The following is a 20,200-nucleotide window of genomic DNA, read 5'->3' as shown; positions in this document are numbered from 1 at the left end:
AGTAGTTTGATTTTCAAAAAAATAACTCATTTCACTAAAAACATCATGCTACTATTAGGCTCATATCTTCTTAGCTGATAAAAGCCAAATACATGTTTCAACAAGAAATCTCTCAATTGAATTTACAACAGCTCAAAGCCGGTGAAAAGCGTTGGGTGGGGTCGTTATTAGGTTCATCTGCTGCATTATTATTTAAAGAAATTGCTGTTCAGCATTCTTCTTTACTTGTTGTGGTCGCCAGGAATAACCAACATGTTGCTCAATTAGAAAGTGAACTTGAGTTTTATGGCATAAAACCGACAATTTTCCCTGATTGGGAAATCTTGCCTTATGATCGTTTGTCACCTCATCAAGATATTGTTTCAGAACGTCTTGCAATTTTATCTAATATGCCTCAGAAGGGTGTATTGCTCATTTCAGCAAGTACTCTAGCTCAAAGAGTTGCACCGTATTCATGGGTTTTGGGCGAACACTTTGATATTCATGTTGGACAGAAATTCGATTTAGAACAGCAAAAGTTACGTTTAGTACAAGCCGGTTATCATTTGGTAGACACTGTTTATGATCATGGTGAGTTTGCTGTACGTGGCAGTATTATGGATATTTTTGCGTCAGGGCAAGAAGCGCCTATTCGTATTGATCTGTTTGATGATGAAATTGATACATTAAAATTCTTTGATCCAGAAACGCAAAGAACAACGAAGCCTTTAAAAAGTTTTACAGTTTTACCAGCAAAAGAATTTCCACTAAAAGAAGCCCGTTCAATTTTTAGAGATCGGTATTCTGAACTTTTCCCTACGGCTAATCCTAAGAAAAACCCGATTTATCAAGATGTCCTAGAGGGAATTGCTTCACCAGGAATTGAATTTTATTTGCCATTGTTTTTTGATAAAGCACAAATGCAATCGCAAAGTACACTTACAACGTACTTCCCAAAGAATTGCATTGTAATTACAACCAATGATATAGATACTGATTTAACTAATTTTTGGAAAGAAGTTTTTCGTCGTTATGAAGACAGACGTCATAACGTAGATCAACCAATTCTTCCTCCTGAAGAATTATTTATTGCTCCAAATCATCTGCTCAGTGCTTTAAATCAATTTCCGCGTATGTTGGTGAGCGCAGAAATAGTTGAAGAAAAAGCTGGCGCGTTAAATCTTAAGGTAGAGCAGCCACCCAAGTTACCAGTTGATCCAAAAAAAGAAAAACCATTCTCGGTAGTCAAAAAATATATTGATGAAGCAAATCATCCGGTCTTGTTGGTTGCAGAAAGTGCAGGCCGACGTGAAAGCTTAAGAGATGGTTTACGTGCCAGTTTAGGAGATATCCCTGGCGTAGACAGTTTTGAACAATTTCAGACAAGTCAGTTTGCGATTGCTATTACAAATGCACCGCTAGACCGTGGTTTACTTTTAACAGACCAATTGTCGGTTATTTCAGAAAATCAGTTATATGAACATCGGGTAGTTCAGCGTCGTCGTAAACGTCAGCAAGAAGTTTCAGAAGAGTTCTTAATTCGCAGTTTGACTGAATTAAGTATTGATGCTCCTGTTGTCCATATTGATCATGGTGTGGGGCGTTATGCAGGATTAGTTACTTTAGCAATTGAAGGGCAAGATTATGAATTCTTGCAACTAAATTATGCTGAAGGCGCAAAAGTTTATGTCCCTGTAACTAATTTGCATCTTATTAGTCGTTATAGTGGTGGAGACCCAGATTTAGCGCCACTTCATAAAATTGGAAGTGATGCATGGAGTAAAGCTAAACGCAAAGCTTTAGAACAAATTCATGATGTTGCAGCTGAATTGTTACATATCCAAGCACGTCGTCAGTCAAAACCTGGTTTTGGTTTTGAACTCGATCAATCACTTTATATGCAATTTACCAGTGGATTTGCTTACGAAGAAACACTCGATCAGGCGAATGCTATTGAAGCCACGCTTCACGATATGCAACAAGCTAGACCTATGGATCGACTTGTTTGTGGCGATGTTGGTTTCGGTAAAACTGAAGTAGCAATGCGAGCCGCGTTTGTTGCTGTGCAAAACGGTAAGCAAGTTGCTGTTTTGGTACCTACAACTTTACTTGCACAACAACATTATGAGTCTTTTAAAGATCGTTTTGCTGATTGGCCTGTGCGTATAGAAGTGTTGTCACGCTTTGGCTCAAATAAAGCCCATACAAAAAATATTGAAGATTTAATTGCTGGTAAAGTGGATATTGTGGTTGGAACACATAAACTTTTACAAGAAAATGTGCAATTTAAAGACTTGGGCCTAATGGTAGTCGATGAAGAACATCGATTTGGTGTGCGTGATAAAGAGCGCATCAAAGCATTGAGAGCTGATGTCGATATGTTGACGCTTACCGCAACACCAATTCCACGAACTTTAAATATGGCTTTTTCGGGAATGCGTGATCTATCTATCATTGCTACACCACCAGCCCGTCGTTTAGCGGTTAAAACATTTGTACAAGAACATACGGAAGCTTCTATTAAAGAAGCGATCTTGCGTGAATTACTACGTGGTGGCCAAGTATACTTCTTACATAATGAAGTCGATACGATTGAACGAGCTGCTGAAAACATCCGTGTTCTTGTGCCTGAAGCTCGTGTGGCAGTAGCTCATGGCCAAATGAGAGAAAGAGAGCTCGAACAAGTCATGCAGCAGTTCTATCACAAAGAATTTAATGTATTGGTATGCTCAACCATTATTGAAACCGGAATTGATGTTCCAAATGCCAATACAATTTTGATAGAAAGGGCTGACAAACTTGGTTTAGCTCAATTACATCAATTACGTGGCCGCGTGGGGCGCTCACACCACCAAGCTTATGCTTATTTACTGGTTCCTTCTATAAAACATTTAAAAGGTGATGCAGAGAAGCGTTTAGATGCAATCCAGCGTGCTTCAACTCTGGGTGCTGGCTTTATGCTAGCTACAGAAGATTTAGAAATTCGCGGTGCGGGTGAGCTTTTAGGTGAGCAACAAAGTGGTTCAATGCAGGCAATTGGATATAGTCTGTATATGGAAATGCTTGAGAAAGCCACTAAGGCAATTCAGCAAGGCAAAACACCGAATTTCGATGCACCTTTGTCATTAACTGCAGAAATTAATTTACATATTCCAGCACTTATTCCAGATGAGTATTTAGGTGATGTTCATCAGCGTTTGTTGTTTTATAAGCGTATTAGTAATACAGATACTCAAGAAAAACTCGACAATATCCGTATGGAGTTAATTGACCGTTTTGGTGTTCCACCACAATCTGTAAAACACTTATTTAGTGTTCATCAAATTAGATTGAAAGCAGAGCAGTTGGGTATTACTAAAATTGATATCAATACACAAGGCGGCAATATTGAGTTTTCGCCGGATACTCCAGTTCAAGCCATCAGTATTATTCAGTTAATGCAAAAAAATCCGACCTATTACCGAATGGATGGTGGGCAGCGTTTGAAGGTTATGGTTCAGCTTGAAGAACATGAAAAACGTATCCAGTTCATTAACGATTTGTTAGCGAAATTATTAACTGAAATACATGTATAAATGATGTTTTGAAGCATTTTTTACTGCATGTGAATTTTATGTAAGTTGATAGCATGGTTTTATGCATGATTTATCGGATCGAGTGGTGAATAAGTGCATAAAATCATTGTTATTTGTAATCAAACCAGACACTAGCAATACTCACATCAAAACTGATGTGATAGTATTAGCCATTATTGTTTATTGTCATTTATAAAAGATATGTTTAGTTTGCATCCACAACTTGCTCAAGATACTTTTTTTGTAGGCGATTTCCCGCTTTCAACATGTCGTTTAATGAATGATATGCAATTCCCGTGGCTGATTTTAATCCCTCGTGTGCCGGGAATCACAGAATTATATGAATTGAGCCAAGCCGATCAAGAGCAGTTTTTACGCGAATCAAGTTGGTTGTCTAGCCAGCTATCTCGAGTATTCCGTGCTGATAAAATGAATGTTGCAGCTCTAGGTAACATTGTGCCTCAGTTGCATTTCCATCATGTCGTGCGTTATCAAAATGATGTTGCATGGCCTAAGCCAGTTTGGGGCACACCTGCTGTTCCATATACAAATGATGTACTGGCTCATATGCGTCAAACCCTTATGCTTGCTTTACGTGGTCAAGGTGATATGCCTTTTGATTGGCGCATGGATTAAATCAATGCAATGCCACATTTATATGAATGTGGCTACATTGAGGTATGGAGGATAGGGTGCAATTAGAGAGGTTTATCGATAGAGAGCCTAAGCAGTTTGCATATTTTCATCGCTTGATGGGATATTCAATTCTGTCCTTAATTTTAGTGATCTATGCTTTTACCTCACCTAATACAAATTATCAGATCTACGTTCCACCTTTCTTCCTATTTTTGCTTTTTATTAGCTCAAAGTTAGAGCACTGGCTTCAATACCAATTTGATAAGAAAACACAAAAAAGTGTTTTTTTTGCAATTGATGCAATTGTTGTAGCGGTTACCTTAGCGGGTCTGCATCTTAATTTGGTGCCTACATTTATTGCACTTTTTGCATTATTTTATTCTGCAATTAATAGTCGTATTTCTTTCGCAGTCATTTGTTTGACTAGCTTGCTAGGCGCTATTATTTTTTATTTAAGTACTTTTTTCCTATTTGGTTTTTATACATATTTTGAACCTACTAGCCAAGAGTTAACTGTAATTACACTCTTAGGTTTGGTCATGTTTATCACCATTGGAAATTATTACCAACATCGTTGGGTTAAAAAAATCAGTCAGCAGCGCCAACATTACTATGATCAAATGACGCGCTATATTGCTTTTGCTAATCAGTTAAGTCGTTATGCACCGCTACAGTTGTGGCAGTCTATTATGCGCGGTGAAGCGGAAGCAAAAATTGAATATAAACGAAAAAAAATGACTGTATTTTTTTCTGATATTCAGGGCTTTACAGAGTTATCAGAAACATTAATTCCTGATGATTTGGCATTTTTGCTTAATGATTATTTAAGCCATATGACGGAAATTGCGAAACAGTATGAAGCTACTGTCGATAAATTTATGGGGGATGCCATCCTCATATTTTTTGGTGATCCGAATTCTCAGGGTGTAGAACAAGATGCTAAAGCCTGTGTAGAAATGGCAATCGCTATGCGTCAGCAAATGAAATTGTTACGTGAACGATGGAAAAAAATGGGCTATTCAGCCTTACACATTCGTATGGGAATTAGTACCGGTTACTGCCACGTAGGAAATTATGGGGCAACGCATCGTATGGCTTATACCATTGTAGGTCGTGATGTGAATTTGGCAGCTCGTTTACAATATGCTGCTGAAATAGATGAAATCTTAATTTCAGATGATACTTATCAAATAATCAAAAGTGATTTTCTTTGTGCTCCCAAAACGCCAATTTACTTAAAAGGTATTCAAGGTGCAGTAAAGACATGGCAGGTGATGGAGAAGTACACGGGGAATAAGTCAGATCATCAACAATGGTTCGACTATGAGTATAAAGGCTTTCATTTAGTACTTAATTTAGAAGAAGTACAAAATTATGAATATCCAGAATTGGTAGAAGTACTTGAGAAAATGGTTCAACGACTTAAAGTTCAACAAACTTTAATTAATACTCAAGGCATTGCACGGTTAAGACTTGAAGATGAAGTTAAGCCAGTTGAAATTGATCAACAAGATCAAGTTTAAAAACGTGAAGTAAAAAAAAGCTGCTTTTAAAGCAGCTTTTTTATTTTAATGATTTTCGGAAGCGTGATTGATTGTGTATTTAGGAATCTCAATTTCTAAATCTTCATCAACAATCTTCACTTGGCAAGAGAGACGAGAATCTGGTTCAAGACCCCAAGCCCGATCTAAAAGATCTGCTTCAACGTCATCCATTTCTTCTAGACTGTCAAAACCCTTGCGAACGACTACATGGCAAGTTGTACAAGCACACGACATGTCACAAGCGTGTTCAATTTTAATTCCTCGATCAAGCAAACTTTGACAAAGATTTGCATTTTGTTCGACTTCAAATTCTGCGCCTTCGGGGCAGATCTGAGCATGAGGAAGTACTTTAATGCGGGGCATATTGATCACCTATACCTTTAGTTTGAATTTGACCAATCTTCAAGTTTTGTACCTTTTAAGGCGTGGTCAATATGTCGATTCATACGTAGTGCGGCAAAAGCATCACTATGTACTTTAAGTTGTTCTACAGCTTTTTCAATCGCTTGAATATCATTGCCTTCAAGTTGTACTTTTAGCAAATTTTCAGTAGTTTTAAGTGCTTTAAGCTGCTCATCATTGAGTAAATCAGCATCAACTTTGAGAGCTTGTTCTAAAGCTTCAAGTTCACGTTGGGCTTCAACTTTGGTTTCTTTTAAATGACGCAGATTTTTATCTTCTTCTGCGTGCTGGAAACCTTCAATTAATAAGCGTTCAGTATCAGATTCCGATAGGCCATAAGATGGCTTAATATCAATTTGAGCCTGTACACCTGAAGTTGTTTCACGAGCAGAAACTGTAAGTAAACCATCAGCATCTACCTGAAAGGTAACTTCAATGCGTGCTTGACCAGCAGTCATTGGAGGAATGCCATGAAGGACAAATCTTCCTAATGAACGACAATGTTCTACCAAATCTCGTTCACCTTGAACCACATGAATAAGCATGGCAGTTTGGCCATCTTGATAAGTTGTGAATTCTTGACGACGAGCGACTGGAATAGCGGTATTACGTGAAATAAGACGCTCTACTAATCCACCCATGGTTTCTAAGCCAAGTGAAAGAGGAGTGACATCTAAAAGTAATGAGCCATCTTGGCTATTACCAATAAGCTGGTTAGCCGTGATAGAAGCACCAATTGCAACTACTTCATCTGGGTTTATCGTACAAAGAGGTTCTTGATTAAATACATTACGAACCGCTTGCTGAACAGCATAAGAGCGGGTAGAGCCACCCACTAAAACAACATTTTGAATATCTGATAATTCAAGTTTCGCATCACGTAAAACACGTTTACAAACACTGATTGTTTTATCTAATGCAACTTGAATAATGCTTTCAAAAGTTGGACGATCAAGTGTTAGTACGTTTTCAAGTAGTTTTAACTGAACTGATTCTTGTGTAGATAGTTGTTCTTTTGCTTGACGAGCAGCAACAATAAATACTGCATAAGTTTCATCGTTAAGAGTATCGATATTGAGCTGCTTTTTAGCCCATTTAACAATGAGACGATCTAAGTCATCACCGCCTAAAGCAGTGTGGCCACCTGTAGCTAATACTTCAAAGACACCTTGTGAGAAACGCAAGATTGATACGTCGAAAGTACCACCACCTAAATCATAAATTACATAGTTATGATCTGTAGCTAAATTAGTTTCTTGGTCTAAACCATAAGCGACAGCAGCAGCAGTTGGCTCGTTTAATAAACGTAATACATTTAAGCCAGCAAGCTGGGCAGCATCACGTGTTGCTTGTCGCTGAGCTTCATCAAAATAGGCTGGAACAGTAATCACTGCGCCATTTATTGGATTTTGTAAGCTAGCTTCAGCACGGTCTTTTAATTGCTTTAAAATTTCAGCAGAAATTTCAACTGGTGTTTTTCGTCCCGCACGTGTTTCAAAAGCTGGCATTTCATTTTCAGAACCCACTAACTCATATGGGTGTTGAAATTTAATATCTGCTTTTGAACGACCCATAAAACGTTTTACAGAAACAATTGTATTTTTAGGATCGGCAATAAGGAAAGGCTTTGCTTCTTCACCATAGTGAGTTGCATCATTTCCATAGTGTACAATAGAAGGAAGGAGTCTTCTTTCTTTTTCGTCATTGAGTACTTTAGGTTTGCCTGATAACACTGTCGCAACTAAAGAATGTGTTGTTCCTAGGTCGATACCAATCGCAATGCGGTGTTGATGTGGGGCACTGGATTGACCCGGTTCAGCAATTTGCAAAAGTGCCATGAGTTAAATCCCTTGAATATAATTTGGAAAAAGCAAAATTAAAAATCGTCGTCTAAATCAAAGTTGTCTTCGTCATCCAACATTTGATCTTCTGCTTTTTCAATGTCGTTAAGAACGCGCTGAAAGAAACGTAATTTACGTACAGTATCTCGAGCTTCACCCCAGTCCTCATCTGCGTAATCAATTTTAAATTCGCGAACTAGGCCATCCATCCATTGAAACACTTCTTGTTTAAGTGTTGTCAGATGCTCTTGTGAAGTTGCTTCATCAAGTTGTTCACGAATTTCTAAAGCTGATTGTAAGAACTCAAAATCGCTAATGGATTGATCGAGGTGGTGATCTTGCTTTTTGAGTGACAATAGATAAGCAGCGCGGCTATCTACTTGCGACAAAGTTTTAAAAGCTTGATTGATTTCACTTGATTTGATCAACGCCTGATCTTTATCTTCAGCTTTATCTGGATGATACTGCTGCTGCAAATTCAAGAAACTAGATTTTAAGCTCGCCAAATCGATATCGAGTGCTACGGGTAAATTGAACAACTCAAAATGATTCATTGGAAATGAGGTCCACATTAATTAAATACATTAAAACAGTGCTATAGAAAGACACTGTTTTAATGAGAGATGAAAGGAAAAAGCTTAGACAGTGAAAGATTCACCACAGCCACATTCACCTTTTTTGTTAGGATTGTTAAATTCGAACCCTTCATTAAGGCCATTTTTAACGTAGTCCATTTCTAAGCCCTCTAAATATACTGAGCTTTTTGGATCTACAAATACCTTAACGCCAAATTGTTCGAAAACTTGGTCATGTTCATCAATAGAGTCTACAAACTCAAGAACATAGGCCAATCCAGAACAACCAGAAGTTTTCACACCCACGCGAATGCCTTCACCCTTACCTCGATTTTTAAGGTAATTGCTAATATGAGTCGCAGCATTTTCAGTTAAATGAATCATGAAAACTCCAACGTTTACAATGGTAACAAATTACGCTTTAGATTTTTTAGTGCGGTAATCTTCAATCGCAGCTTTAATCGCATCTTCAGCTAGTACAGAACAGTGAACTTTTACTGGTGGAAGTGCAAGCTCAGTCGCAATATCAATATTCTTGATGGTTTGAGCTTCATCAAGAGTCTTACCTTTTAACCATTCGGTTACAAGAGAACTTGATGCGATTGCAGAACCACAACCATAAGTTTTAAAACGTGCTTCTTCGATTACACCGTTATCGTTTACTTGGATTTGTAAACGCATTACGTCACCACACGCAGGTGCACCGACCATACCTGTACCAACATTTTCAGAGTTTTTATCTAAAACACCAACATTACGAGGGTTTTCGTAATGATCAATTACCTTTTCGCTATAAGCCATGTCGCTTCTCCAAACCTCGGGGTCAGCCTAATATTAATATGAGGGTAAAAATACTAATTTCAATGAATTAGTGTTCAGCCCATTCAACTGTAGAAAGATCGATACCTTCTTTATACATATCCCAAAGCGGAGAAAGTTCACGTAATTTCTCAACAGCGGCTTTGGTAATTGTAAGCACATGATCAATGTCTTCTTCAGTTGTGTATTTACCAAAACTGAAGCGGATAGAGCTGTGCGCTAGCTCATCAGATAAACCTAATGCGCGAAGAACATATGAAGGCTCTAAAGTTGCAGAAGTACAAGCAGAACCACTTGATACAGCAGCATCTTTAAGTGCCATCATTAAAGATTCACCTTCAACAAAGTTAAAGCTGACGTTTAAATAGTTAGCAACGTTTTGAGTTGGATGGCCGTTTAAGAAAACCTGTTCAAGGCCTTGTAAGCCATTCCAAAGTTTGTCACGTAGTTTGCGAATGCGTTCTTGTTCTGCATGCAATCTTTTGCCAGCAAGTTCAAAAGCTTCACCCATACCAACAATTTGGTGAGTTGCTAAAGTACCAGACCGCATACCACGTTCATGACCACCGCCATGAATTTGTGCTTTTAAACGAACACGTGGGCTACGACGTACATATAATGCACCGATACCTTTTGGACCATAAATTTTATGAGCTGAGAAACTCATAAGATCAATTTTCATGGTAGATAAATCGATTTCAACTTTACCAGCAGCTTGAGCAGCATCTACATGAAAGAAGGTTTTATTGGCACGTGTTAACTCACCAATTGCTGCTACATCTGTAACTGTACCGATTTCGTTGTTTACCATCATAAGAGAAACAAGGACAGTATCAGGACGAAGTGCAGCTTTTACCATTTCAGGGGTAATTAAACCTGTTTGTGGTTCTGGTTCTAAATAAGTAATTTCAAAACCTTGTTCTTCTAATTCACGACAAGGATCTAGAACAGCTTTGTGTTCAATTTTACTTGTAATAATGTGTTTGCCTTTAGAAGCATAGAATTGAGCTACGCCTTTAAGTGCAAGGTTGTCTGATTCTGTAGCACCAGAAGTCCAAACGATTTCACGTGGATCGGCTTTAATTAAATTTGCGACTTGCTCACGCGCATATTCAACTTTTTCTTCTGCCAGCCAGCCATAAGCATGGGAACGAGATGCAGCATTACCAAAGGTACCGTCGAAAGTTAAACACTCCATCATACGTTCTGCAACTTGCGGATCTACTGGAGTGGTTGCTGCGTAATCAAGATAAATTGGACGTTTCATATCAAATACCTGTACCCGATAAAAGAGCTGAATCTGTGCCAGTCACATTTTGGCGCAATGCAACAGTTTGAACGTTGTCTCGGCTAATGAGGTCGGCAAGAGAGATTTTTGCTAAATAGTCGGCAATATGATGAGAGAGTTCTTGCCATAAATCGTGAGTAAGACACATTGCACCATTTTGGCAGTTAGCTTTGTGGTCGCAACGTGTTGCATCAACGGTTTCATTTACGGCTTCAATAATTTCTAACACAGTAATTTCATCAGCGTTTCGAGCCAAATGATAACCACCATTTGCACCACGGACACTAGAAACTAACCCATGACGCTTAAGTTTAGCGAATAACTGCTCTAAGTAAGCAACTGAAATAGATTGACGTGCGGCAATTTCGGCGAGCGTGATCGTTTGTTCAGTTGGCTGCAAAGCTAAATCAAGTAGAGCAGTCACTGCGTAGCGACCGCGAGTTGTAAGGCGCATGATTCGATACACATGTTAAGACTAGATAATAGGATTTTATGAATCCCGACTAAAATAGTCAAGTTTTTTTATTTTTAATTCAAGTGCAGGAACAAAATGGAAAAATAATTTAAGCAACCCACAAATTATATATGAAAAAAACAATAAATATCAGGCTAATTATACCAAAGCCTAAGTTAATGTTGCGTTGACGTTGTTGTAAGCGAGTAATTCGATTTTGATATTGTTTGATTTCCACATGAAGTGAATTGATTTCTGAACGTTGTTGATCAATTTTTTCAAGCAATGGAGCAATGCGTTTACGTGAAGCAAGGGTTTCAGCTTCATCATCTGGTGTGTTAAACCATTGCTTCCAGTCAGCTAAAAGTTTAGGCAGAGTAAGATGAGAAATTAAATCTAATAACTCTTTTTTCGTTTCTTCATCACCATCAATACGCATGTTCTTAAGACTACGCTGGTTTGAAAAAGCGAAAATCTTAATCAAATCGATAAGCGTACTATTGATTTCAAGATCAATACGTCGGTCAAAGGAGTGGATATCGAACAACAAACCCTTTTCTGTAAATTGAACATAAAAGTCAAAAAAAGGAAGGTAGCTATTGATGCGAATAGTTGTTTTGTTTGAAATAAACTTTTTCGCTTGCAAGCGAAGAACACCATCGTGGGTGAGAATAAATGAAAAGAAAGTTTCTAAAATAATTAGAACAATATTCAGCAACAGACGGGGATGTTTTTGTCTTTGTTGCGTTTCACTCATAAAAGTTTATCCTTACAAATAGCAGTTAACCGAAGAATGGGACATCCTATCCCAAACTTTAATAAATGTCCTGTTAAATATATTTACACGACTTAATTGCTTTGTAGAACAGTTTTGTAAATGGATCAAGTCTTTACTTTGATATTATAGAAATATTTTGTGGTCAAATCAGTCATCATCTCTCTCATCTGATTAGGAGCTTAGATCAATGGATAATGCAAATATAGATACCCCGACAGAAGAGTCAGAAGAAAAAAACAAATTAAAATCAATAGGTTCAAGAAAGTCGGCTTTGGATTTTAGAAAGTATACCAAGCAAATTTGGTTAGCAGGGCTAGGGGCTTTTTCACGCGCAGAAGAAGAAGGTAATAAGCTATTTGACTCTTTGGTCAAAGTAGGTGAAGAACTGGAATCTAAAACAGGAGACTTAGCAGACACTACTGTTGGTAAGGTCACAGAAAAAGCAAAAGAATCTGTATCTGAAACAAAAGATAAAGTAGAAAAAATTCTTGATACCAGTGTTAACCATTCTTTAAACCGGATTGGATTGGTGACTCCGAAGGATTTACAGCACATTGAACAGCTCTTGGTGCAGCTTCATATTAAGGTGGATGCTTTAATAGAAGAAAACCAGCAGTTGAAAGAAAAATTGAATAAAAAGTAAAAAATGTTGGGATTTAGCAAATATATAACAGTTTTTTAGCATTTATTTTCGCTAAAAGCCCTGCTCTAGTATTGCGTTTTCCCCCAAAGCATTGCTATAAAGGCGTCATGGCCTTTTAAACTATAGCCTTGGACCTTAAACAAACGATATTAAGAGGATGTTTTATTCATGAATAAATCAGAATTAATCGATGCAATTGCTGAAAAAGGGGGAGTATCTAAGACTGATGCAGGCAAGGCACTCGATGCGACAATTGCGTCAATTACTGAAGCACTTAAAAAAGGTGACACAGTAACTTTAGTTGGTTTTGGTACTTTCAGTGTTAAAGAACGTGCTGCACGTACTGGTCGTAACCCTAAAACTGGTGAAGAGCTTCAAATTAAAGCAACAAAAGTACCTAGCTTCAAAGCTGGTAAAGGTCTTAAAGATTCAGTAGCTTAATCTTTTAAGATGATTAAACGCGCCAATATAGGCGCGTTTTTTATTAAAAATCTGAATTGACCAATATTGCTCATTCATTGATTGTGGTTTTTCAGTTAAAATTCGCCTCGAAATAAAATATTGGAATACTTATGGAATCGTTTCGTACAGTCATTAAGGGTTGGCTCGGCAAAGTCCTTCTAATTTTGTTTTTGACCCCTTTAGCACTTGTAGGTATTGAAGGATATTTTAATAGGGGAAACAAGGCTGATGTTGCAAAGACAGTAAATGGCCAAGAAATATCTAAAAAAGACCTTGAAACTTTAACTCAGTCTTACAAAGAACAATATTTAGCTGCTGTTAAAGGTGATGAGAGTTTACTTAATTTGCCTGTTATTCAGGCTAAAGCACTCGATATTTTAGTGTCACGTAATTTACTAATTCAACAAGCTGAAAAACTAGGTATTTCACTGAGTGATACTCAAATTGAGCAGATGTTAGCTCAGCAGCCTAGTTTGCAAGAGAATGGACAATTCTCGCAAAAACTATATGAAAATTATTTACGTTCTATTGGTATGACAAGTCAGGGCTTAATATCTAGCCTTCGTCAAGATCATGCTTTAAAAATGCTAACTTCAACTTTTTCTGATTACTCTTTAGTAAGTAAAGTTGATTTAATGCAAATTGCGAATTTGCAAACTGAACAACGTACATTACATTTGGCTAGCATTAAATTAGATGGTTATAAAACTGGTTTAACTGCCTCTAATCAAGAAGCTACAGATTATTACAACAAACACCAAAATGAGTTTAAACAACAGGCTTCTGTTGACGTGGATTATGTTGTTGTGTCTCCATCACTGATGGCTAAACCAGCTCCTGCAACTGAAGCTGAACTTCAGCAAGCATATAGCAAGTTCGTTGAAACTCAGAAAAAAGATGCTAAACGGACTGTGAAGCATATTTTAATTACTACAGATGCTCGTGATGATGCAGCAGCTCAAAAACTTGCTAAAGAAGTATATGCGAAAATTCAAGGCGGCCTTACATTTGCACAAGCTGCATCTCAGTTTTCTGAAGATCCAAGTTCGAAAGCAAAAGGCGGTTTAGTTGAAGCATATGCACCAGGTGTTTTTTCCGATGCGTTTGATAAAACTGTAGTGAGCTTGAAAAATGGACAAATTTCTCAACCAGTAAAAACTCAATATGGTTATCATATTATTGAAGCAGAAACTCAAGCTAATCAAATCCCTTCATTCGAAGCAGAGAAGGCGCGTTTAACTGCTGAGGTTGAAAAGAATAAAGTTGCGACTGTTTATTCAGATACCGTAAATAGTCTAAATGAAACGATTGTTGGTAATGATTCTTTAGAAGCTGTTGTGCAAGAAGTAAAAGGTACAAAAGTTGAATCATTAAATGGCGTAACTTTACTTACACAAAATCCATATTTAAGTGATCCAAACGTTAAAATTAAATTGTTTAATGATGACGTGAAAAATGGTGACCGTAATACATCATCTAATATTCAATTAGCGAATGGTGATACGGTATGGGTTAAAGTACGTGATTATCATGCTGCTGGTGTAAAACCTTTAGCACAAGCGATGAATGAAGCGAAAGCAAAAGTTATCGATGAAAAAGCGCGTAAAGCTGTTCAAGCAAAAATTGCTACAATGTTGGCTGAATTTAAAACTCAACCAGCAGATCAGGTTGTTGCTAAAAATAAAGTAGCATTTGAATCGGCTGGCGTATTTAGTCGTTCACAAGGATTAAAGCGTGAAATTGAGCGTGCAGCATTTAGTGCAGCTACACCTAAGCCAGGTATGTGGTCTGTTTCAACAGCGAATTTACCAAATGAGCTGGTTGTTGTTGCAGTTTCAAATGTAAATTCATCTGCTGCGAATGCTATTCCTGCTGATCAGTTACAGCAGTTAAAGCAACTTTATCGTCAATCGCGTGGTCAACAAATATTAGAAGATTACAGTCAATATTTAAAATCACATGCGAAAATTAAATAATAATTTGATTCAATAAAAAAAGCGCCTCGGCGCTTTTTTTATTGGCAGTTAATCTAAGCTGTGTCCAATATATTGCTGTCTATATTGTTTAGGAGATAAATCAAAAATTCGTTTGAATGCCTGACTAAATGCTGTTTCGGATGAATAGCCGACCTTATTTGAAATTTGCTGAATTGATAAGTTGCTTGTGCGTAAATACTGACTTGCCAAGCGAAAACGATAGTGCTGTAAATATGTGAGGGGTGGCTCACCAATAATACTGTTAAATATATTCGCAAATTTAGAACGTGACATACAGCATTGTTCAGCTAAAGATTCAACTGTCCATGTGACTTCAGGTTGGCTATGAATAGCAGATAGTGCATTGCTCAGTTCAGGATGAGTTAAGGCACTTAACCAGTTTTGTTGATCTGTCATTTGTTGAATATGATCACGAATGCATTCAATGAGCAAAATACTGACTAAATGATCAATAATTTTGTCATGGCCCGGCCTGATTTTTTGAGTTTCAATGGCTAGAAAATAGAGTCCAATTTGTAGCCATTCAGGTGGATTGGTTTGATTTTCATGCTGAATATGCATGATGGACGGCAGTGCATTAATGAGTGGCCCAGCCATATGAGTATCGATTTGGCAGCGTAAACATAGCAATAATGTATTATCCGGAGATGAAGTACCAAACTCGATTGCATCTTGTCTGTGACCGTTAAAAAGCGAAGTGATATCCAGAGAATCTACCAACTTACTCGCTGTTGATTTTGAGTCAGTCGCACTATGTGCTTTCCCAGAAGGGATTAAAATAATATCACCAGCAGTCGCAGTTATTTTTTCTGAAGCATTAAGTTGTATATATACTGAACCAGTTAAAACAATATAAGCAAGTAGAGCAGATTGATCTTGTGTTTTAAAAGCCCATTCTCCTTGCGCTTTTAAATAGATGTATTCAGACTTATTAAGGTGAATATCATCAAAAAATTTACTTAGTGCATCCATATTTAAATGATCAATCATTATTTTAATAAAATTATAGTGAGCTACAAGAATAGATCAACATGTGTTTTTAGGACAGAAAAGTGGAAGAAAATGCCAAAGACTTTAACATAGGTTTTTTGGACGGTTACTACTGTTAACTAAACACTATTTCTTTAACTATATAGACATATAGAAAAAGGAAATATAGCTATGAATGCACCAGTAAATGTTCAGCAAGAACTTATGCCAGTGCCTGCGTCTATGCGTGAAATAGATCGCAAACGCTTTTTATGGATGATTAGTCCTGCTTTACCTGCTATCGGTTTAGGTATTTTAGCAGGTTATCAGTTTGGTCCACGCCCATTAAAGAAAGTCTTTGCTTTAGGTGGTCCACTTTTATTACATGTTGTAATTCCGGCAATTGATACTATTATTGGGAAAGATGCTCGAAATCCGACAGATGAAGAAATTAAGCTTTTAGAAAAAGATCCATATTATTCTCGTCTTGTGAAGAGCTTTATTCCTCTACAGTACGCTGCAAATGTTTATGCATGTTATTTAACAAGTCGTAAAACGACATCTTTTATTGATAAGATTTTACTTGGTATCTCAATGGGTGCAATCAATGGTATTGCGATTAATACAGCCCATGAGTTAAGTCATAAGCATGATCGTATAGACCATATTCTATCTCATCTTGCTTTAGTTCCTACAGGTTATAACCATTTCCGTATTGAACATCCTTACGGTCATCATAAGCGTGCAGCAACACCAGAAGATCCAGCTTCATCACGTATGGGTGAAACATTCTATGAGTTCTGGCCACGTACAGTTATTGGTTCTTTTAAATCTGCAATAGAAATTGAAAAAAATCGTTTAAAACGTAAAGGTAAAGAATTCTGGTCTTCAGATAATGAATTATTACAAGGCTGGGGAATGACCGCTGCTTTTCATGGCTCCATGGTTGGAATCTTTGGTAAAGGTACAATTCCATATTTAGCGACTCAAGCTTTTTATGGTATTAGTCTTTTCGAAATTATTAACTATATTGAGCACTATGGTTTATTGCGTCAGAAAAAAGCTGATGGTAATTATGAGCGCACAATGCCTGAGCATAGCTGGAACAACAATAACGTAGTAACAAACTTATTCTTGTATCAGTTGCAGCGTCATTCAGACCATCATGCATATCCAACTCGTCCATTCCAAGCATTACGTCATTTTGATGAGGCACCAGAGCTACCAAGCGGTTATGCCAGTATGTTATTACCAGCATTAATCCCTTCATTGTGGTTCAAAATAATGGATAAACGCGTTTTTGATCATTATAAAGGTGATTTAAACAAAGCAAATATTTCGTCAAAACGACGTGCAAAAATCTTTAAGAAATTTGGTGTAGTTGATAAAACGTTAGATAGTACAACTACTGAATAAATAAAAATATTAATTCCTGAAATACGAAGCCCTCTAGTTTAATAGCTAGAGGGCTTTTTAGGTTTTGACATAAAGAGCTAATAAAAGAAGGGAAAAATTTCCCTTAATTATTATTTTAGTTCGCTAGAAGATTTACCAAGTTCTCGGCGGGCAATAATCAATTGTTGGATTTGTTGAGTGCCTTCAAAGATATCGAGAATTTTTGAATCGCGTGCCCATTTCTCAAGTAACTCATCTTCGTTATAACCAACACTTGCTGCCAATTCGACACATTTTAAAGTAATCTCGTTACCAACACGGCCAGCTTTGGCTTTCGCAATAGAAGCTTCTTTAGAGTTTGGCTTTTTGTTATCTGCCATCCACGTTGACTTTAACATAAGCAGGCGAGCGGCTTCCCACTCAGCTTCCATACGGTAGATTTGTGCTGCAAGATTAGAAGTATGTAGATAAGGGGTAGAATAATCTGGATCAAGTTGGTCTTTAAAAATTTCTTTAATACGTTCTAAAGAAGCTTTAGCACAACCAACCGCCATTGCTGCAACCAATGGACGAGTGTTGTCAAAAGTTTCCATTACTCCGGCAAAACCTTTTGCAACATCGACTTCAGCATTTCCCAAAAGGTTCTCAGCAGGTACTCGGCAGTCAATAAAACTAATAACGGCAGTATCTGAAGCTTTAATTCCCAATTTATGTTCTAAGCGTTCAACCTTCATTCCAGGCGTACCTTTTGGTACTACAAATGATTTAATAGCTGCACGTCCCAATTTTTTATCTAAAGTCGCCCAAACGACGACAGAATCTGCACGTTCGCCAGATGTCACAAAAATCTTTTCACCATTTAAAATATAGTCATTACCATCTTTGGTTGCAGTGGTGCGGATCGAGGCAGAGTCAGAGCCGCAACCTGGCTCGGTAATCGCCATTGCAGCCCATGTTCCTTTGAAGCGCTCTAATTGCTCATCATTTGCAACAGCAGCAATGGCTGAGTTCCCAAGGCCCTGACGTGGCATACTTAGTAATAAGCCTGTATCGCCATAACACATCTCAATAATCCCTAGAGCGGTAGACATATTGGTTCCGTTACGAATACCTTCATTGTCTGTATCGCCACGTTTGCCAGCACCCGCAGCTCCGGCATTAATACCTTCGCCACCTTCATTCATACCATCAATGAGTGAAGCTAACATATCGAGTTCTTTTGGATACGCATGCTCAGCTTTATCATATTTACGAGAAATAGGGCGTAAAACATTGATCGCAACATCATGTGCCTGATCAATCATCATTTTGAATTTTTTAGGATTTTGTAAATTCATTAAAGTATCCTCTGATTGATCATTTAAGCATGTAAGCCAGATTGTAAAATTGCGGTAGCGCGTAAATCACGATACCAACGTTCAACAGGGTGTTCTTTTGTGAAACCATGTCCACCAAGAATTTGCACACCATCTGTACCGATTTTCATGGATTTTTCAGCACAAAGTAGTTGGGCTAAATAAGCTTCACGGTGAAATGGCTTGCCTGATTCTGCAAGGCTTGCTGCGTTTAAAACCAGCATACGCATTGCGTCAATTTCAATTGCCATATCTGCAATCATGAAAGCGACACTCTGGCGGTGAGAAATTGGCTCACCGAAAGCAGTTCGTTCATTGGCATATTTAATACAATAGGCTTTTACAGCGTCACAAGTACCAACAGCCATGGCACACCACATTAAATTTCCTAAATCTAGAAAAGCAGTGTAATCAAAATCTGTTGCACCTAAGCGTAGAGCAGGAGTGTGATTAAAGCGTAAAGTTGCTGTTTCTGTCGCTTTAAGACCCATAGCAGGCGTATTTTTAATAGAAATACTATCGTTGCATTGCACTACAAATATATCTGGCTTGCCATTAAAGTCCGCACTTACTAAAAATACATCGGCCAGATCACCTAAAATAACAAGCGTTTTTTCACCATCTATAAAAAACTGATCATTTTCAAGTGATGCTTTGGTTTTTAAAGTGTAAGGATTAAATGCTGGAGTTGCTTCTTGTACAGCAAAGGTTGCTGTAATGTCTGAGTCTTCTGCAAAACAAGGTAAGTACATTGACTGAACTTCGGCAGAACCCCAACGCGTAATTGCATTAATGACACTAAATGTACTCAGTAATCCTGCTGTAAGGCTAAAATCACCTTCAGCCAATTTTTCAGCAATCAATAAGTTACTGACAATATTTTGTTCAGTTGCTACACCGCCTAATGCTTCTGGAAGTGCATAGTAGTTAAGACCTAGATCTTCTACATATTGCCAAAGGCTTTCTGGAAACTGGGCAGTTTGATCAGCATCATGAGCTAACCCTAATAAAACTTCTTGAGCAAATTGAGACATTGCATCAGAGGTCATTTGTTGTTCTTCAGTTAGGCTTAAATCAAACAGAGTTTTTTGTTGTTGAGGCAATCGCTGTTGAGAGATTTGTTTCGGTTTAAATGCTTTTTGAGTTTGACTTAATGCTTTAAAACTAGCTTTTGAACCTTGATATAGGGATTTTTCAACAAATTTGCGTAACTTGAGTTGATCAAGTACATCGCTTCCAGCCAATTTAGTGATCAGCGATAAACCCAAACCCTGAGCTTTATTGATCATACTTGTCATGATTATGGTGTCCTAACACGTTGTTATTGTTTTATGCTGACACGCATCATAGTAAAAGACTATGTCGTTACTGACATTCAAAAAATGAGTGGATAAATGGTAGGTAAAAATAAACATATTTTAAGTGTATGATTTTATTTATTTAAAATAATTTTTTGTGGTGTGTTTAGAGGGGTATTGACTAGAATGA

Annotated in this window: 18 protein-coding genes; 7 read left to right on the top strand and 11 right to left on the bottom strand. The window is 37.5% G+C overall.

Annotation, left to right across the window (positions count from 1 at the left end):
• Window positions 1-92 precede the first annotated feature (92 nt).
• From mfd to HL290_RS05965, 3 genes are all read left to right on the top strand, one after another.
• Complete coding sequence (gene mfd / locus HL290_RS05975) at window positions 93-3,554, top strand: transcription-repair coupling factor (RefSeq protein WP_198495906.1); 3,462 nt, start codon at window positions 93-95, stop codon at window positions 3,552-3,554.
• A 201-nt stretch (window positions 3,555-3,755) separates the two neighbouring features.
• Complete coding sequence (locus HL290_RS05970) at window positions 3,756-4,190, top strand: HIT domain-containing protein (RefSeq protein WP_003651547.1); 435 nt, start codon at window positions 3,756-3,758, stop codon at window positions 4,188-4,190.
• Window positions 4,191-4,246: 56 nt separating this feature from the next.
• The gene (locus HL290_RS05965) at window positions 4,247-5,713 is read left to right on the top strand and encodes an adenylate/guanylate cyclase domain-containing protein (RefSeq protein ID WP_004642669.1); all 1,467 of its coding nucleotides are present in this window, start codon (window positions 4,247-4,249) and stop codon (window positions 5,711-5,713) included.
• Window positions 5,714-5,758: 45 nt separating this feature from the next.
• Here the strand turns inward: HL290_RS05965 and fdx are convergent, their stop codons facing one another.
• From fdx to HL290_RS05925, 8 genes are all read right to left on the bottom strand, one after another.
• On the bottom strand, window positions 5,759-6,097 hold the full coding sequence (gene fdx / locus HL290_RS05960) for an ISC system 2Fe-2S type ferredoxin (protein ID WP_003651552.1): 339 nt from the start codon (window positions 6,095-6,097) through the stop codon (window positions 5,759-5,761).
• A 17-nt stretch (window positions 6,098-6,114) separates the two neighbouring features.
• Complete coding sequence (gene hscA, locus HL290_RS05955) at window positions 6,115-7,974, bottom strand: Fe-S protein assembly chaperone HscA (RefSeq protein WP_198495905.1); 1,860 nt, start codon at window positions 7,972-7,974, stop codon at window positions 6,115-6,117.
• Between the two features lie 38 nt (window positions 7,975-8,012).
• Complete coding sequence (gene hscB, locus HL290_RS05950; protein WP_003651556.1) at window positions 8,013-8,531, bottom strand: Fe-S protein assembly co-chaperone HscB; 519 nt, start codon at window positions 8,529-8,531, stop codon at window positions 8,013-8,015.
• 84 nt (window positions 8,532-8,615) lie between these two features.
• Complete coding sequence (gene iscA, locus HL290_RS05945; RefSeq protein WP_003651558.1) at window positions 8,616-8,936, bottom strand: iron-sulfur cluster assembly protein IscA; 321 nt, start codon at window positions 8,934-8,936, stop codon at window positions 8,616-8,618.
• 30 nt (window positions 8,937-8,966) lie between these two features.
• Entirely contained in the window at window positions 8,967-9,353 is a 387-nt protein-coding gene (gene iscU / locus HL290_RS05940; protein ID WP_003651560.1) for a Fe-S cluster assembly scaffold IscU, read from the bottom strand.
• Between the two features lie 67 nt (window positions 9,354-9,420).
• Window positions 9,421-10,638 carry an IscS subfamily cysteine desulfurase gene (locus HL290_RS05935; RefSeq protein ID WP_198495904.1) on the bottom strand — a complete coding sequence of 406 codons (1,218 nt, stop codon included), beginning with the start codon at window positions 10,636-10,638 and terminating at the stop codon, window positions 9,421-9,423.
• 1 nt (window position 10,639) lies between these two features.
• Window positions 10,640-11,113, bottom strand: a complete 474-nt coding sequence (locus HL290_RS05930) for an Rrf2 family transcriptional regulator (protein WP_003651563.1) — start codon at window positions 11,111-11,113, stop codon at window positions 10,640-10,642.
• Between the two features lie 109 nt (window positions 11,114-11,222).
• Window positions 11,223-11,870: a hypothetical protein gene (locus HL290_RS05925; RefSeq protein ID WP_005041007.1), complete on the bottom strand. Its 648-nt coding sequence runs from the start codon at window positions 11,868-11,870 to the stop codon at window positions 11,223-11,225.
• Window positions 11,871-12,078: 208 nt separating this feature from the next.
• On the opposite strand from HL290_RS05925, the gene HL290_RS05920 reads away from it, so the two are divergent.
• The 3 genes from HL290_RS05920 to HL290_RS05910 all read left to right on the top strand — a co-directional run bounded on the left by HL290_RS05920 (window position 12,079) and on the right by HL290_RS05910 (window position 14,972).
• Window positions 12,079-12,534, top strand: coding sequence for a phasin family protein (locus HL290_RS05920; RefSeq protein ID WP_198495903.1), 456 nt, complete (start codon window positions 12,079-12,081; stop codon window positions 12,532-12,534).
• Between the two features lie 168 nt (window positions 12,535-12,702).
• Complete coding sequence (locus HL290_RS05915; protein ID WP_001043034.1) at window positions 12,703-12,975, top strand: HU family DNA-binding protein; 273 nt, start codon at window positions 12,703-12,705, stop codon at window positions 12,973-12,975.
• Window positions 12,976-13,106: 131 nt separating this feature from the next.
• Window positions 13,107-14,972 (top strand): SurA N-terminal domain-containing protein, encoded by a 1,866-nt coding sequence (locus HL290_RS05910; protein WP_198495902.1) that lies wholly within the window; start codon window positions 13,107-13,109, stop codon window positions 14,970-14,972.
• Window positions 14,973-15,020: 48 nt separating this feature from the next.
• Here the strand turns inward: HL290_RS05910 and HL290_RS05905 are convergent, their stop codons facing one another.
• Window positions 15,021-15,965 carry an AraC family transcriptional regulator gene (locus HL290_RS05905; protein WP_413784442.1) on the bottom strand — a complete coding sequence of 315 codons (945 nt, stop codon included), beginning with the start codon at window positions 15,963-15,965 and terminating at the stop codon, window positions 15,021-15,023.
• A 189-nt stretch (window positions 15,966-16,154) separates the two neighbouring features.
• Between HL290_RS05905 and HL290_RS05900 the strand changes: the two genes are divergently transcribed.
• Window positions 16,155-17,378 carry an alkane 1-monooxygenase gene (locus tag HL290_RS05900; protein ID WP_045125381.1) on the top strand — a complete coding sequence of 408 codons (1,224 nt, stop codon included), beginning with the start codon at window positions 16,155-16,157 and terminating at the stop codon, window positions 17,376-17,378.
• Between the two features lie 110 nt (window positions 17,379-17,488).
• Here the strand turns inward: HL290_RS05900 and HL290_RS05895 are convergent, their stop codons facing one another.
• Window positions 17,489-18,694 carry an acyl-CoA dehydrogenase family protein gene (locus tag HL290_RS05895; protein ID WP_198495901.1) on the bottom strand — a complete coding sequence of 402 codons (1,206 nt, stop codon included), beginning with the start codon at window positions 18,692-18,694 and terminating at the stop codon, window positions 17,489-17,491.
• 23 nt (window positions 18,695-18,717) lie between these two features.
• Window positions 18,718-20,001 carry an acyl-CoA dehydrogenase family protein gene (locus tag HL290_RS05890; protein WP_198496395.1) on the bottom strand — a complete coding sequence of 428 codons (1,284 nt, stop codon included), beginning with the start codon at window positions 19,999-20,001 and terminating at the stop codon, window positions 18,718-18,720.
• Between the last annotated feature and the right edge of the window lie 199 nt (window positions 20,002-20,200).

The sequence above is a fragment of the Acinetobacter sp. AC1-2 genome (assembly GCF_016124155.1).
Taxonomy (GTDB): domain Bacteria; phylum Pseudomonadota; class Gammaproteobacteria; order Pseudomonadales; family Moraxellaceae; genus Acinetobacter; species Acinetobacter calcoaceticus.
Note: the sequence above shows the minus strand (reverse complement) of the source record. Positions and strands in the feature narration are given on the sequence as shown.

Excerpts from the sequence above, each read along its gene's own strand:
- fdx (WP_003651552.1), bottom strand. The coding sequence starts at position 6,097 with ATGCCCCGCATTAAAGTACTTCCTCATGCTCAGATCTGCCCCGAAGGC.
- HL290_RS05915 (WP_001043034.1), top strand. The coding sequence starts at position 12,703 with ATGAATAAATCAGAATTAATCGATGCAATTGCTGAAAAAGGGGGAGTA.
- HL290_RS05910 (WP_198495902.1), top strand. The coding sequence starts at position 13,107 with ATGGAATCGTTTCGTACAGTCATTAAGGGTTGGCTCGGCAAAGTCCTT.
- iscU (WP_003651560.1), bottom strand. The coding sequence starts at position 9,353 with ATGGCTTATAGCGAAAAGGTAATTGATCATTACGAAAACCCTCGTAAT.
- HL290_RS05890 (WP_198496395.1), bottom strand. The coding sequence starts at position 20,001 with ATGATCAATAAAGCTCAGGGTTTGGGTTTATCGCTGATCACTAAATTG.
- iscA (WP_003651558.1), bottom strand. The coding sequence starts at position 8,936 with ATGATTCATTTAACTGAAAATGCTGCGACTCATATTAGCAATTACCTT.
- hscA (WP_198495905.1), bottom strand. The coding sequence starts at position 7,974 with ATGGCACTTTTGCAAATTGCTGAACCGGGTCAATCCAGTGCCCCACAT.
- HL290_RS05920 (WP_198495903.1), top strand. The coding sequence starts at position 12,079 with ATGGATAATGCAAATATAGATACCCCGACAGAAGAGTCAGAAGAAAAA.
- HL290_RS05930 (WP_003651563.1), bottom strand. The coding sequence starts at position 11,113 with ATGCGCCTTACAACTCGCGGTCGCTACGCAGTGACTGCTCTACTTGAT.
- mfd (WP_198495906.1), top strand. The coding sequence starts at position 93 with ATGTTTCAACAAGAAATCTCTCAATTGAATTTACAACAGCTCAAAGCC.
- HL290_RS05900 (WP_045125381.1), top strand. The coding sequence starts at position 16,155 with ATGAATGCACCAGTAAATGTTCAGCAAGAACTTATGCCAGTGCCTGCG.
- hscB (WP_003651556.1), bottom strand. The coding sequence starts at position 8,531 with ATGAATCATTTTGAGTTGTTCAATTTACCCGTAGCACTCGATATCGAT.
- HL290_RS05935 (WP_198495904.1), bottom strand. The coding sequence starts at position 10,638 with ATGAAACGTCCAATTTATCTTGATTACGCAGCAACCACTCCAGTAGAT.
- HL290_RS05970 (WP_003651547.1), top strand. The coding sequence starts at position 3,756 with ATGTTTAGTTTGCATCCACAACTTGCTCAAGATACTTTTTTTGTAGGC.
- HL290_RS05905 (WP_413784442.1), bottom strand. The coding sequence starts at position 15,965 with ATGGATGCACTAAGTAAATTTTTTGATGATATTCACCTTAATAAGTCT.
- HL290_RS05895 (WP_198495901.1), bottom strand. The coding sequence starts at position 18,694 with ATGAATTTACAAAATCCTAAAAAATTCAAAATGATGATTGATCAGGCA.
- HL290_RS05925 (WP_005041007.1), bottom strand. The coding sequence starts at position 11,870 with ATGAGTGAAACGCAACAAAGACAAAAACATCCCCGTCTGTTGCTGAAT.